This window comes from Mesorhizobium sp. (genome assembly GCF_024509055.1).
Taxonomy (GTDB): Bacteria; Pseudomonadota; Alphaproteobacteria; order Rhizobiales; family Rhizobiaceae; genus Mesorhizobium.
Map to the genome: position 1 here is coordinate 1 of NZ_JANINM010000292.1, position 13,616 is coordinate 13,616.

At 66.0% G+C, this 13,616-nt stretch carries 11 protein-coding genes and 1 pseudogene; 9 read left to right on the forward strand and 3 right to left on the reverse strand.

Annotated elements, in window-relative coordinates:
* Positions 1–399: pseudogene (locus Q0L57_RS13205) on the forward strand (modification methylase); the annotation flags it as partial.
* Positions 400–435: 36 nt separating this feature from the next.
* Here the strand turns inward: Q0L57_RS13205 and Q0L57_RS13210 are convergent.
* On the reverse strand, positions 436–1,047 hold the full coding sequence (locus tag Q0L57_RS13210; RefSeq protein ID WP_296743277.1) for an HAD family phosphatase: 612 nt from the start codon (positions 1,045–1,047) through the stop codon (positions 436–438).
* Positions 1,048–1,072: 25 nt separating this feature from the next.
* Positions 1,073–2,209: an A/G-specific adenine glycosylase gene (gene mutY, locus Q0L57_RS13215; protein WP_296743279.1), complete on the reverse strand. Its 1,137-nt coding sequence runs from the start codon at positions 2,207–2,209 to the stop codon at positions 1,073–1,075.
* A gap of 32 nt (positions 2,210–2,241) precedes the next feature.
* On the opposite strand from mutY, the gene Q0L57_RS13220 reads away from it, so the two are divergent.
* The 3 genes from Q0L57_RS13220 (at position 2,242) to smc (ending at position 7,138) form a co-directional block, all read left to right on the forward strand.
* The gene (locus tag Q0L57_RS13220; protein ID WP_296743280.1) at positions 2,242–2,742 is read left to right on the forward strand and encodes a DUF721 domain-containing protein; all 501 of its coding nucleotides are present in this window, start codon (positions 2,242–2,244) and stop codon (positions 2,740–2,742) included.
* Positions 2,743–2,884: 142 nt separating this feature from the next.
* Complete coding sequence (locus Q0L57_RS13225) at positions 2,885–3,613, forward strand: DsbA family protein (RefSeq protein WP_296743282.1); 729 nt, start codon at positions 2,885–2,887, stop codon at positions 3,611–3,613.
* Between the two features lie 63 nt (positions 3,614–3,676).
* Positions 3,677–7,138, forward strand: coding sequence for a chromosome segregation protein SMC (gene smc / locus Q0L57_RS13230; RefSeq protein ID WP_296743284.1), 3,462 nt, complete (start codon positions 3,677–3,679; stop codon positions 7,136–7,138).
* A gap of 13 nt (positions 7,139–7,151) precedes the next feature.
* Here the strand turns inward: smc and Q0L57_RS13235 are convergent, their stop codons facing one another.
* Positions 7,152–8,084, reverse strand: coding sequence for an aldose 1-epimerase (locus tag Q0L57_RS13235; protein ID WP_296743286.1), 933 nt, complete (start codon positions 8,082–8,084; stop codon positions 7,152–7,154).
* A 70-nt stretch (positions 8,085–8,154) separates the two neighbouring features.
* Here Q0L57_RS13235 and Q0L57_RS13240 point away from each other — a divergent pair, with 70 nt between their 5' ends.
* The 5 genes from Q0L57_RS13240 to Q0L57_RS13260 are packed head-to-tail and all read left to right on the forward strand — an operon-like array spanning position 8,155 to position 13,550.
* Complete coding sequence (locus Q0L57_RS13240; RefSeq protein WP_296743287.1) at positions 8,155–8,931, forward strand: FadR/GntR family transcriptional regulator; 777 nt, start codon at positions 8,155–8,157, stop codon at positions 8,929–8,931.
* On the forward strand, positions 8,928–10,655 hold the full coding sequence (locus Q0L57_RS13245) for an IlvD/Edd family dehydratase (protein ID WP_296743289.1): 1,728 nt from the start codon (positions 8,928–8,930) through the stop codon (positions 10,653–10,655). The genes Q0L57_RS13240 and Q0L57_RS13245 overlap by 4 nt, the downstream gene beginning before the upstream one ends.
* Before the next feature lie 8 nt (positions 10,656–10,663).
* Positions 10,664–11,443, forward strand: a complete 780-nt coding sequence (locus Q0L57_RS13250; RefSeq protein WP_296743291.1) for an SDR family oxidoreductase — start codon at positions 10,664–10,666, stop codon at positions 11,441–11,443.
* Positions 11,444–11,472: 29 nt separating this feature from the next.
* A complete protein-coding gene (gene araD1 / locus Q0L57_RS13255) occupies positions 11,473–12,471 on the forward strand; it encodes an AraD1 family protein (protein ID WP_296743294.1) in 999 nt (332 codons plus the stop codon).
* Between the two features lie 53 nt (positions 12,472–12,524).
* Entirely contained in the window at positions 12,525–13,550 is a 1,026-nt protein-coding gene (locus Q0L57_RS13260) for an ABC transporter substrate-binding protein (protein WP_296743295.1), read from the forward strand.
* Positions 13,551–13,616 lie beyond the last annotated feature (66 nt).

Below are 13,616 nucleotides of genomic sequence, written 5' to 3' on the forward strand. Positions count from 1 at the left end.
CGCCACTTCGTCGGCATCGAGCGCGAGCAGGCCTATATCGACGCCGCCAATGAGCGCATCGCCGCCGTCCGCCCGCTGGAGGGCGCCGACCTTACCGTGCTTTCGGGCAAACGCGCCGAGCCGCGCGTCGCCTTCATCAGCCTGATCGACACCGGCCTAGTTGCGCCGGGCGCCACTCTCTACGACGCCAAGAAGCGCTGGGCCGCCAAGGTGCGCGCCGACGGCACCCTTGCCATCGGCGACAGCGCCGGCTCGATCCACAAGGTCGGCGCCGAAGTGCAGGGCCTGGATGCCTGCAACGGCTGGACCTTCTGGCATTACGAGCGCAGCGGCGGCCTCACCCCGATCGACGAATTGCGCCGCATCGCCCGCCTCGGGATGGAACGGGCAGGGGCTTGAATCAGGCTCTCAACGGATCGCCGCAAGCGATTCAGTTCAGGCTGCAATCCCGAGCCGCTCAAGGTCTGCCTTAAGCGTCCTGGCGTCGGTGAACAGCACCGCCTCCCAACCGGCGGCCTTGGCGCCATCGACATTCTTCTGGCTGTCGTCGATGAACAGCGAAGCCGCCGGATCGAGCCCGAATGACGCGACGTGATGGTCATAGATGGCGCGGTCCGGCTTGATCAGGCCGATGTCGCCGGAGACGGTGATGCCGCGCGGCTTTTCGAGGAACGGAAAGCGGCCGCGCGCCTCGCGGAACGTGTCCGACGCCCAGTTGGTGAGCAGGGTCACATCGCGCCCGTCTTCGATCAGCCCCTCCATGAGCGCGACGCTGTCGTCATAGGCATGCGGCACCATGTCATGCCAATGGCGGCGGAAATTGCGGATGTTTTCGGCGTGGTCGGGATGCTCGGCAATGGCGAGCGCTTCCGCCTCGTCCCATGTGCGCCCGCGATCCTGTTCGATGTTCCAGGCGCTGGTGCAGACATTGTCGAAGAACCATTTCCGCTCCTCGGCATCCGGGATCAGGCGGCTGAACGGGATGTTCGGGTCGTAATGGATCAGCACCTTGCCGATATCGAAGACGATGTGGCGGATTTCAGTCATCACGGTCCTTCCATGCTGGCGCCGATCAATGCTGGCGCCGTTTCTTCGTCGCGCCCGGTATCGCTGCTTCGATTACCTTTTTCATGACGGTGGGCAGCGCTTCCCCGGAAATTTCGTGGGCCAGCGACCAGAAATGTCCTTTTGGATCATCACCCTTGATGTGGGCATGGAAGACTTCGAGTTCGAGCGCGAAATGCGTGAAGACATGGCTGATCCGTCCCGCGCGCCTCCAGTCGGCCGGGAAGGGCGCCGCGTCCGCCGTGGTCGCTCCATCGATCCGCGCTGTCCAGGCCGTGGTCGGCACCTCGGTCATGCCGCCAAGCAGGCCCTTGTCCGGCCGCTTGCGCAAAAGGATGGCGCCGTCGCCACGCTCGGCGACGAACGCCGCGCCGCGCCGCAGCGGCTTGTCGTCCTTCGGCAGGCGGACCGGGAAGCGCTCCGGGTCGCCCGTGAGGATGGCGGTGCAATCCTCGCGAAGCGGGCACAGCATGCAGCGTGGCCGGCGCGGCGTGCAGATCGTAGCACCCAGATCCATCGTTGCCTGGGCGAAGTCGCCAGGCCGTTTCTCCGGCACCAGCTTTTCGACCAGCGCGCGGATTTCCGGCTTGGCCTCGCTGAGTGGCGTTTCGATCGAATAGAGCCGCGTCATCACCCGCTCGACATTGCCGTCCACGACCGCCGCCGGCTGGTCGAAGGCGATCGCCGCGATCGCCGCCGACGTATAGGCGCCGATGCCAGGCAAATCCTTCAACCCGGCTTCGGTATCGGGAAATCGCCCGCCTTGCCGCGCAACCAGGTCGGCGCAGGCTTTCAAATTGCGCGCCCTGGAATAATAGCCAAGCCCGGCCCAGGCCTTCATCACGTCCTCGGCGGGCGCCGCCGCCAGCGCCTCGACGGTCGGCCATTTCTCGACGAAGGCGCGAAAATAGGCTTTCACAGCTTCGACCGTCGTCTGCTGCAACATGACTTCGGACAGCCAGACGCGGTAAGGATCGGGCTTGGCGCCGCGCGCCAGCGCGCCGGGCGCGACACGCCAGGGCAGGTCGCGGTGATGCGCGTCGTACCAGGCAAGCAGCCGGGAGGCGGTATCCACAGCTCCACCCTTGCTGGTATCTCCGGCCTTCCCGGCCGCGGCCTTGCGGGTCTGGTCTTGTGGTGCCATTGATCAGGTGAACCGAGGATTGGAGAACGCACATGGCAGGGAAAAAGCCCTTCGGCAATCCCGTTCCGGTCAGCGATCTCGCAACCGAGATACTCGATCCGGTGCTGAAGAAGCGCGCCGGCATCTCGATCGGGCTGGTGCAGTCATGGGAGGAGATCGCCGGACCACGTCTCGCCGGCCATTCGCGCCCGGAAAAGATCCAGTGGCCGCGCCGTATGCACGAGGACGATCCGTTCGAGCCGGCGACGCTGATCGTCGCCTGCGAAGGCATGGCGGCGCTGCATCTGCAGCATGAAGCCGGTGAGGTCATCAACCGCGTCAACGCGTTCCTGGGCTTCAATGCGATCGGCCGCGTGAAGATCCTGCAGAAGCCGGTCCTGAGCCAGAAAGCCCGGCCAAAACCGGTGGCGCGGCCGCTCAGCGAGGCGGAAAAAGCGAAACTGGCCCGCACAGTCGGCAAGATAGAAGACGATGGCCTGCGCGCTTCGCTGGAGCGCCTCGGGGCAACTATCCTGAGACAAAAAAGGCCATAGGATTGTCGTCAATATCGCGTATTCGTGAACGTGCCCGAAAAAATTGGCGATTGGATTGGGGACGGCGATGCCTTAATTCGCGCCAACTCTCGCCTTTTCTAGCCCTTGCGTTGCAAAATCCAACCGATATCAGGTGATTCGCATGAACCGTTCTTTGTCCCGCAGGAACCTTCTGACCACGCTGGCCGCAGTTCCCGCGGTGGCGCTGCTTGCCGCATGCAGCGACTCCGGCGACGAGGCGAACGCGGCCGCTGTGAAGCCCGCCGATCCTTCGACGCCCGCCAAGCCGGCCACGCCAGCTGCCGTGCAAGTGCCGGAGGCGCAGGGCACCGTGGACATGGCGGAACTGCTCAAGCCCGGCGCGTTGCCTGAAAAGCAGCTCGGCAAGGACGACGCCAAGGTCACCATCGTCGAATACGCCTCGATGACCTGCCCGCATTGCGCGCATTTCGATATGACCACCTTCCCTGAGTTGAAGACCAAGTACATCGACACCGGCAAGGTCCGTTACATCCTGCGCGAATTCCCCTTCGACCCGAGCGCCGAGGCCGGCTTCATGTTGGCGCGCTGCGCCAAGGACAACTACTTCGCGATGGTCGACGTGCTGTTCAAGCAGCAACCCAGCTGGGTTGGCGTCAACAACACGAAGGAAGCACTGCTGCAGATCTCCAAGCTCGCCGGTTTTACACAGGAGTCCTTCGAGGCCTGCTTGACGGACCAGAAGCTTCTGGACGATGTGAGAGCAGTCCAGAAACGCGGAGCGGACGAGTTCAAGGTCGACTCGACGCCGACATTCTTCATCAACGGTAAGACCTACAAAGGGGCGATGTCGATTGAGGAAATGTCGGCCATCATCGACCCTCTGCTCTGACATCCAGGCCGCGCCGAAGCGGCTGGGCTTCGGCGCGCCGGCCTGTAGTGTGGGGCGGCGCGAATGAAATTTTCGCGCCTTCGCCTCCTCGGTTTCAAGTCCTTCGTCGAGCCCGGCGAGTTCGTCATCGAACGCGGGTTGACCGGCATTGTCGGGCCGAACGGCTGCGGCAAGTCGAACCTTGTCGAAGCGCTACGCTGGGTGATGGGCGAAAGCTCCTACAAGAACATGCGCGCGTCCGGCATGGACGACGTGATCTTTTCCGGCTCAGGCGCGCGTCCGGCCCGCAACACCGCCGAAGTCACGCTTTTCCTCGACAATACGGACCGCACCGCTCCCTCTGCCTTCAACGACGCCGATGAGCTGCAGGTGTCGCGCCGCATCGAGCGCGAGGCCGGCTCGCTCTACCGCATCAACGGCAAGGAAGCGCGTGCCAAGGACGTGCAGCTTCTGTTCGCCGACCAGTCGACCGGCGCGCGCTCGCCTTCCATGGTCGGGCAGGGCCGCATCGGCGAGCTTATCCAGGCAAAGCCCCAGGCTCGCCGCGCGCTGCTCGAAGAGGCGGCTGGCATTTCCGGCCTGCACACGCGCCGCCATGAGGCCGAGCTCAGGCTGAAGGCGGCCGAGCAGAACCTCGAACGGCTGGACGACGTCGTCGGCGAGCTGGAGGGCCAGATCGAAAGCCTGAAGCGCCAGGCGCGCCAGGCCTCGCGCTTCAAGAACCTGTCGGCCGATATTCGCAAGGCCGAGGCGACGCTGCTGCACCTGCGCTGGACGCTGGCCAAGACGCAGGAGGGCGAGGCGCGCTCGGCGCTCGCCGTGGCAACCACGCTGGTCGGCGACCGCGCGGCGGCCCAGATGGCTGCCGCCAGGGAGCAGGGCATCGCCGCCCACCGGCTGCCGGATTTGCGCGACGCCGAAGCCGCCGCGGCCGCTGCATTCCAGCGCCTGTCGATCGCCAAGACCCAGATCGAGGAGGAGGCGGGCCGCATCCGCTCGCGCCAGGCGGAACTCGAACGCCGCCTGCAGCAGCTCGATGCCGACGTCGCCCGCGAGGAGCGGATGGTGCGCGACAATGCTGACATCCTCGAACGCCTCCGCACGGAAGAAGCCGAACTCAACTCCGAAAACGCCGGCGCCGCCGAGCGTGAAGCGACCACGCGCGCAGCCTTCGAGCAGGCCGGCGCGACACTGTCGCAAAGCGAGGCAAGGCTTGCCGCCCTGACCGCCGAACGCGCCGAGGCGGCCGCTTCGCGACATCAGGTCGAGCGTACGCTGCGCGAGACCGCCGAGCGCCGCGATCGTTTCGCCCGTCAGCTCGCCGAGGTCGACCGCGAGCTTTCCGATATCGTGGGGCGAATTTCCGGCCTGCCCGATCCGGCCGAGAAGCGGCTTCTCGTCGAGGACGCCGTGGCCCGCCTGGAAGAGAGCGAGGCCGGCGCCATTGCGGCGGAACAGGCCGTCGCTGAAGCGCGCGCCGCCGAGAGTGCCGCGCGTCCGCCGCTGCAGGACGCCAGGGCGGAGCTCGCACGCATCGAGACGGAAGCGCGCACCCTGGCCAAGGTCCTCAATGCCACCAGCGGCGGCGATCTTTTCCCCTCGGTGCTCGAGCAGATCAGCGTCGAGCGCGGCTATGAGACCGCCCTGGGTGCAGCCCTTGGCGAAGACCTCGACGTTCCGCTCGACCGCAGCGCCCCGGTGCATTGGGGCGAGAGCGCGGTTCAGCCGGGCGATGCCGCGCTGCCCGAAGGCGTCAGGAGCCTTGCCAGCGTGGTCCGCGCCCCGGGGCAGCTTGCCCGTCGGCTGGCGCAGATCGGCATCGTCGAAGCCGCCGACGGTCGCCGCCTTCAGGCGTTGTTGGCGCCTGGCCAGCGGCTGGTCAGCCGCGACGGCGCGCTCTGGCGCTGGGACGGCCTGACGGCAAGCGCCGACGCTCCGACGGCCGCCGCGCAGCGGCTGGCGCAGAAGAACCGCCTGGCCGAGCTCGACGCCGAGGCCGTGCAGGCGACGCGCGTGGTGCGCGAGGCCGAGGAAGCGCTGGCGCGGGCCGAGCAGGCGATGCGCCAGGCGAGTGAGGCCGAGCGCAATGCCCGCCAGGCTGGCCGCGACGCGCAGCACGCGCTGGACGCCGCCCGTAATGCGTTGGCCGCGGCCGAGAAGGCTGGCGGCGAGCTGGCGAGCCGGCGCGCCGCGCTTGATGAGGCGCGCGCCCGCGTCGTCGACAGCCACGAGGAAACCCAAGCCGCCTTCCTCGAAGCCGAGGAGATGCTGAAGGACGCCCCCGATCTCGGCGACCTTCAGCTGCAGCTGGAGCAGGCCTCCGCCAATGTCTCGCGCGACCGGGCCACGCTTGCCGATGCGCGCGCCGTGCACGAAGGCCTGCGGCGCGAGGCCGAGGCACGCATACGCCGGCTCGACGCCATCGGTACCGAGCGCAGGAATTGGCTGGAACGCGCCGAGAACGCCTCGACGCAGATCGCGGCGCTTGCCGAGCGCAAGGCCGAGGCTGAAGCCGAGCGTGAGAGGCTGGCCGACGCGCCGGACGAGATCGACGCCAAGCGCCGGGCGCTGCTGTCGCAGCTGTCCGAGGCCGAGGCGCTGCGCCAGACGGCGAGCGACCGCCTGCAGGAAGCGGAAAACCGCCAGGCCGAGTTGGACAAGGCTGCTACCCTGGCGATCCAGTCGCTGGCTGAATCGCGTGAAACCCGTGTCCGCGCCGAGGAGCGGCTTACGGCCGCCGACGAGCGCCGCGCCGAGGTCGAGGCGCGCATCCAGGAAGCGCTCAACACGCCGCCGCACCTCATCATCAAGCATACCGGCCTCGAGGCCGACGACCCGATGCCCGATATGGCCGATATCGAGCGCCAGCTCGACCGGCTGAAGATCGAGCGCGAGCGGCTCGGCGCCGTCAATCTGCGCGCCGAGGAGGAGCAGAAGGAACTTTCCGACCGTCTGGAGACCATCGTTTCCGAGCGTGAGGACATCATCGAGGCGATCCGCAAGCTTCGCCAGGCGATCCAGAGCCTCAACCGCGAAGGCCGTGAGCGGCTGCTATCGGCCTTTGAGGTCGTCAACGGTCATTTCCAGCGGCTGTTCTCGCATCTGTTCGGCGGTGGCACCGCCGAATTGCAGCTGATCGAGTCGGAAGACCCGCTGGAGGCTGGGCTCGAAATCCTCGCGCGCCCGCCCGGCAAGAAGCCTCAGACCATGACGCTGCTTTCCGGCGGCGAGCAGGCGCTGACGGCGATGTCGCTGATCTTTGCCGTCTTCCTCACCAATCCGGCGCCGATCTGCGTGCTGGACGAGGTCGACGCGCCGCTCGACGACCACAATGTCGAGCGCTTTTGCAATTTGATGGACGAGATGTCGAAGACCACCGAGACGCGCTTCGTCATCATCACCCACAACCCGATCACAATGGCGCGCATGGACCGACTGTTCGGCGTCACCATGGCCGAGCAGGGCGTCAGCCAACTGGTCTCCGTCGACCTGCAGGCCGCCGAGGCGATGCGCGAGGCGAGCTGAGCTTCTCCAAACTCTATCGCGTCAAGTTCATTTCCGAAGGCATGAAGCGAACAGTCGCGGACCGCGTCTCGCCCGGACCCAGCACCATGCAACCCGTATTGTCGCCGCTGTCGCCCGGTTGGTTGAAGGCATCGGTGATATTGCTCACCGGCTCGGCGCAGAAGAATGGCTCGCCGGGCGGCGTGTAGAGCACCAGGAAGTCGAGCGGCGCTTCGGCCTCGATGTCCAGCAGCCTCCCTTCGTCGGGCCAGGTTATCCGGGCCCGGCGCGACCACCCGGTGAAGACGGTGTCGAACGCGGTCTCGGCGACGTCGAAGCCGGTGGCCGGGTTGGCGCCTGCCGGCGGCGGCAGATGGCGCGTGGGCAGCACCTCCGCGTCGGTTTCCCACATTCCGGTGACATCAGCCCGCACATGGGTCCATGGCGTCGCCGGGAAATAGGGATGGAGCCCGAACCCGGCCGGCATCGGCGCGTCGGAGAGGTTGCTTAGCGAAATCCGGATGGTCAGGCAGCCCTGAGCCAACCCGATCGCCTGCTCGGCTATGTAGCTCCACGGCCAGGCATCGGCGGCGTGGCGGTAACGCAGGATGGCTGTGTCGGCACCGTGCTCCTCCACGGTCCACGGCTTTCGCCAGCCATGGCCATGTTCGTAATGCGGATCGTCGGCGCCTGTCGGCAGCTGGACGGTCTGGCCAGCGAAGGCGAAGCGACCGCCTCTTATGCGGTTGGAGTAGGGGACCAGCGGAAAGCAGCCCATGGCGCCCACGTCGCGGCGGGCGAGCGCACCTGCATCCGCCGGTCGGAGCCAATCGAGAACCTGTCCGTTCCGCCGCCAGCGGTATGAGGCCACGGCGCCACCGGCGGCCGGGGCTATCTCGACCGCCGCCAACCTGTCGGCGATCGAGACCAGTCCTTCCGCGCTCCCGGTTTCAAAATTCCTGTCCATCTCACCCCCAAATCCCTTGACTCTGGTCGTTGCATGGCTAAAGACATATCATATGAATAGTATGAAGAATATGAAACCCCTCAGAAGGGCGCGCAACTCGCCGCCACTGGCCGCGGTCGCCAGCGGTTCGACGGCCCTCCATGCGACGGTTGTCGAGCAGATCGGCCTGCGCATCCTGCAGGGGCATTTCCTGCCCGGCGAGGCGCTGCCCAATGCCGACGATTCCAGCGAGATGCTGGGCGTCAGCCGCACCGTGCTGCGCGAGGCGATCAAGGTGCTGGCGGGCAAGGGGCTGGTCGAGTCGCGGCCGAAGACCGGTACGCGTGTGCGTCCGCGCTCCGACTGGAATTTCCTCGATCCGGACGTGCTCTCCTGGCGATATGCCGGCGGCGTCAACGCCGCCGACGTCAAGGAGCTTTTCGAGCTGCGCCGGGCGATCGAGCCGATGTCCGCGGCGCTTGCCGCCAGGCGCGCCACGCCGGCGCAACTCGCCGAGCTGAACGCGGCTCTCGACGAGATGGAGGCTGTCGGAGACGACGGCGACCGCTTCGCCAAGCCCGACCTCGTCTTCCATCAGACCATCCTGCGCATGACGGGCAATGAGCTGATCGGCTCGCTGGCGGCGCTGGTGGAAACCGCTCTGGTGATGAGCTTCCGTCTCTCCAATGACAATCCCGAAGGGCAGCGTCATTCGCTGCCGCTGCATCGGCAGGTGGCCGAGAAGATCGCCGCCGGCGACGGTCCCGCCGCCCAACAGGCGCTGCTCGTCCTCATCGACAATGCCGAGGACGACGTTCGCCGCAGCGTCGAGAACCGCAACAAGCGCCGCAAGGAACATGCATCGTGAGTGACGAAAAGCGCAAGCTGCGCTCGGCGGCATGGTTCGGCGGCGAAGGCAAGAACGCCTTCATGCATCGCAGCTGGATGAAGAACCAGGGCATCCCCGCCGATGCGTTCGACGGCCGCCCGGTGATCGGCATCTGCAACACCTGGTCGGAACTGACCCCGTGCAACGCGCATCTGCGGGCATTGGCCGATCACGTCAAGCGCGGCGTCTACGAAGCCGGCGGCCTGCCGGTTGAGTTTCCGGTGATGTCGCTCGGCGAGAGCAACATGCGTCCCACCGCCATGCTGTTCCGCAACCTGGCCAGCATGGACGTCGAGGAATCCATTCGCGGCAATCCGATCGACGGCGTCGTGCTGCTGGTCGGCTGCGACAAGACCACGCCGGCCCTGCTGATGGGCGCGGCCTCATGCAATCTCCCGACCATCGCCGTATCAGGCGGGCCGATGCTCAACGGCAAGTTCCGCGGCCAGGACATCGGCTCCGGCACCCATGTCTGGAAGTTTGCCGAGGAGGTGAAGGCCGGCCGCATGAAGGTCGAGGATTTCCTCGCTGCCGAGCAGGGGCAGAGCCGTTCGGCCGGCAGCTGCATGACGATGGGCACCGCTTCCACCATGGCCAGCATGGTCGAGGCGCTGGGCATCGGCATGCCCGACAATGCGGCCATACCGGCGGTCGACTCCCGCCGTGGCGTGCTCGCGCAGCTGGCCGGGCGGCAGATCGTCGACATGGTCCACAAGGACGTGACGATCTCGCAGATCCTCACCAAGCAGGCCTTCGAGAACGCCATCCGCGTCAACGGCGCCATTGGCGGCTCGACCAACGCGGTGCTTCACCTGATCGCCATCGCGCACCGCGTCGGTGTCGACCTCAGCCTCGACGACTGGGATCGTCTCGGCCGGGACGTGCCGACCATCGTCGACCTGATGCCGTCAGGACGGTTCCTGATGGAGGATTTCTACTATGCCGGGGGGCTCGCCGCGGTCATGGCGTCGCTTGATGAAGTGGGGCTTCTTCATCGCGACGCCATGACCGTCAGCGGAAAGACCATCGGCGAGCTGGTCGACGGCGCGCCGAACTACAACAGCGAGGTCATCCGGCCGCTCGACCGGCCGCTGACCAGGGAAGGGGGCATATCGGTGCTGCGCGGCAACCTCGCGCCCAATGGCGCCGTCATCAAGCCGTCAGCCGCGACGCCGGAGCTCATGCAGCACCGGGGCAGGGCGGTCGTCTTCGAGAACATCGAGCACTATTACGCCCGCATCGACGATCCGGACCTCGATATCGACGCCTCCTCCGTCATGGTGCTCAAGAATTGCGGGCCGCGCGGCTATCCCGGCATGGCCGAGGTTGGCAACATGCCGTTGCCGGCGAAGCTGCTGAAACAGGGCGTCTCCGACATGGTGCGCATCTCCGATGCGCGCATGAGCGGCACCGCCTACGGCACCGTGGTCCTCCATGTCGCTCCCGAGGCGGCGGCGGGCGGCGCGCTTGCCCTGGTGCGCGACGGCGATTTCATCGAGCTCGACGTGGCGGGCCGGCGTCTCGAATTGCTGGTTTCCGAGGAGGAGCTTGCCGCCCGCCGCAACGACTGGAAGCCGCCGGTACCGCCGCTGGGTGGCTACCAGAGCCTTTATGTCGAACGTGTGTTGCAGGCCGACCGGGGTTGCGATTTCGATTTCCTCGTCGGCCGCCGTGACGCCGGCATCCCCCGCCATTCGCATTAGGTGCCGCGATGACCAACGAGAACAGCAGCTACGCCATCTACCCCAGCCTCAAGGGCCGCAGCGTCTTCATCACCGGCGGCGGCAGCGGCATCGGTGAAAGCCTGGTGCGCCATTTCTGCTCGCAGGGCAGCCGTGTCGCCTTTGTCGACCTGGCAGTCGAGCCTTCGCAAAAGCTGGTCGCCGAAATCGCCGCGCAAGGCCATGCCGAGCCGCTCTTCATCCCTTGCGATTTGCGCAATGTCGAGGATCTGCAGGTGGCCATCGAGCAGGCGAAGACGCATAACGGCCCCGTCCAGGCGCTGTGCAACAACGCCGGCAATGACGACCGTCACCAGACCGCCGATGTCAGCGTCGCCTATTGGGACGACCGCATGGCGGTCAATCTGCGCCACCAGTTCTTCGCCGCGCAGGCCGTGCGCCCGCAAATGAAGGCGCTTGGCGGCGGCTCAATCATCAATTTCGGTTCCATCACCTGGATGGTCGGCGATCCGGATTGCCCGGCCTACGTGACCGCGAAGGCGGCTGTCTACGGCATGACGCGGGCGCTTGCCCGAGAGCTCGGCCCCGAGCGCATCCGCGTCAACTGCATGGTGCCCGGCTGGGTGATGACTGAGCGCCAGATGCGCCTGTGGCTGACGCCCGCCGGGGAACGCCAGATCGAGGAAAGGCAGTGCCTGCCCGACCGGCTGCAACCCTCGGACATCGCCCGCATGGCGCTGTTCCTCGCCGCCGACGACAGCCGCATGTGCTCGAGCCAGCAATTCATCGTCGACGCCGGTTGGGTGTGACCGCGTCGGACCGCAGGAAAGGTAACATCATGCGTCTCGTTCAGTTCCAACTACCCGATGGCAGCCGCCGCGTGGGTCGCGTCAGTGCCGATGGCAATCATCTCCACGTCCTGACCGGCACGGATACCGTGCTCGACCTCGCCAATGCGGCGATTGCCAGTGGCAAGTCGATCGCGTCGCTGGTCGAGGAGTGGACCGGCGCCGAGCAGGTCGACTACGACCAGCTGCTGCGCGAGCGAAGAGTGCTTGCTCCAGTCGATCACCCGGAACCGGCGCGCTTCCTCGTCACCGGCACCGGTCTGACCCATACGGGAAGTGCCGCCGCCCGCGACAAGATGCATGTGCTGACCCACGGCAAGGACGCCACGGAATCCGATTCGCTCAAGATCTTCCGAATGGGGCTGGAAGGCGGCAAGCCGGCGCCTGGAAAGCTTGGCGTCCAGCCTGAATGGTTCTTCAAGGGTGTCGGCACCTGCGTCGTGCCGCCGGGTGCTGCGCTACCGATGCCGGCCTTCGCAAAGGCGGGCGCCGAGGAGGCCGAGATCGTCGGGCTCTATCTCAACGGGCCGGACGGCCGCCCCTATCGCATCGGCTACGCACTGGGGAACGAATATTCCGACCACGTGACCGAGGCCGAGAATTATCTCTACCTCGCCCACTCCAAGCTGCGCTCCTGCTCGATCGGTCCGGAGCTGCTCGTCGGCGAACTGCCGCAGGAAGTGCGCGGTTCTTCCCGCATCCGCCGCGATGGCGCGGTCATCTGGGAACAGGAATTCCTGTCGGGCGAGGCGCACATGTCGCACTCGATCGGCAATCTCGAGCACTACCACTTCCGCTACCCGATGCATCGCCGTCCAGGCGACCTACACGCCTATTTCTTCGGCGCGGCGGTGATGAGCTACGCCTCGGGCATCAAGACGATGCCGGGCGACGAATACGAAATCCAGGCACCGGAATTCGGCAAGCCATTGCGCAACCGGATGCAGGCGGTGCCGGACGAGGGACTGGTCGCCGTCACGGCGCTGTGACGGCCGCGGTCCGCAAGCTGCAATCCACCACAACAACAATGGGAGAAATGGTGATGCTACTGAAAAAACTGCTTCTCGGCATAGCGGGTGTCGGCCTCGGCATCGGCCTGATGGCGTCGTCGGCGCTCGCGGCAAACCTGCGCGTGCTGGCCTGGGACGGCTATGCCGACGCCGACTGGGTCAAGGAGTTCACCGCCGAGAGCGGCATCGGCGTCGATGTCGTCTTCATCGGCAGCGACGACGAGATCTGGGCAAAGATCAAGGGCAGCGAAGGCCAGGACTTCGACGTCTTCGCCGTCAACACCGCGCAGCTGCAGCGCTACATCAAGGCCGAGCTGGTCAGCCCGATCGACCTCGCCAAGCTGCCGAACCAGAAGGAAGTGCTGCCGCGCTTCCGCGACCTCACGCAGGTCAGCGGCGTGACCAAGGACGGCAAGGTCTACGGCATTCCGTTCTGCTTCGACTCCATCGGCCTGATCTATGACACCGACAAGGTGAAGCCGGCGCCGACCTCCATGTCGGTGCTTTGGGATCCGGCGTACAAGGGCAAGGTGCTGGCCTATGACAATGGCGAGCACAATTTCTCCTTCACCGCGCTGACGCTGGGCTACAAGGACCCGTTCAACCTGACCGCCGAGCAGATGGCCGCGGTCAAGGCCAAGCTGGTCGATCTCAAGCGCAATGTGCTGAGCTTCTACACCACCGCTGACGAGGCCCAGCAGATCTACCAGAACAATGACGTCGCCCTGATCTGGGCCAATTACGGCCAGCAGCAGGTCAAGGCCCTGCAGAAGATCGGCGCCCACGTCGCCTACATCAACCCGAGCGAGGGCGCGCTTGCCTGGCTCGACAACTGGGTCATCTCCAAGGGCGTTCGCGACAACGACGCCGCGGAGAAGTGGATCAACTTCATGCTGTCGAAGAAGGTCAGCGGCGCGCTGTCCGAGCGCACCGGCTTCGGCAACACGGTGGTCGAGTCGAACAGCGCCGGCAGCAACGACAAGCTGGTCTGGCTCAACAATGTCGAAGACCCGACCAAGCGCTCCGACCTGTGGAACGAGATCAAGGCGACGCCCTGATTTCCTTTTCGCCAAGCTTTGAAGAACCTGGCGGTCCGGGCATCGGACCGCCAACACCGTATTTCT

Excerpts from the sequence above, each read along its gene's own strand:
- Q0L57_RS13225 (WP_296743282.1), top strand. The coding sequence starts at position 2,885 with ATGAACCGTTCTTTGTCCCGCAGGAACCTTCTGACCACGCTGGCCGCA.
- Q0L57_RS13260 (WP_296743295.1), top strand. The coding sequence starts at position 12,525 with ATGCTACTGAAAAAACTGCTTCTCGGCATAGCGGGTGTCGGCCTCGGC.
- Q0L57_RS13220 (WP_296743280.1), top strand. The coding sequence starts at position 2,242 with ATGGCAGGGAAAAAGCCCTTCGGCAATCCCGTTCCGGTCAGCGATCTC.
- mutY (WP_296743279.1), bottom strand. The coding sequence starts at position 2,209 with ATGGCACCACAAGACCAGACCCGCAAGGCCGCGGCCGGGAAGGCCGGA.
- Q0L57_RS13235 (WP_296743286.1), bottom strand. The coding sequence starts at position 8,084 with ATGGACAGGAATTTTGAAACCGGGAGCGCGGAAGGACTGGTCTCGATC.
- smc (WP_296743284.1), top strand. The coding sequence starts at position 3,677 with ATGAAATTTTCGCGCCTTCGCCTCCTCGGTTTCAAGTCCTTCGTCGAG.
- araD1 (WP_296743294.1), top strand. The coding sequence starts at position 11,473 with ATGCGTCTCGTTCAGTTCCAACTACCCGATGGCAGCCGCCGCGTGGGT.
- Q0L57_RS13250 (WP_296743291.1), top strand. The coding sequence starts at position 10,664 with ATGACCAACGAGAACAGCAGCTACGCCATCTACCCCAGCCTCAAGGGC.
- Q0L57_RS13240 (WP_296743287.1), top strand. The coding sequence starts at position 8,155 with ATGAAACCCCTCAGAAGGGCGCGCAACTCGCCGCCACTGGCCGCGGTC.
- Q0L57_RS13210 (WP_296743277.1), bottom strand. The coding sequence starts at position 1,047 with ATGACTGAAATCCGCCACATCGTCTTCGATATCGGCAAGGTGCTGATC.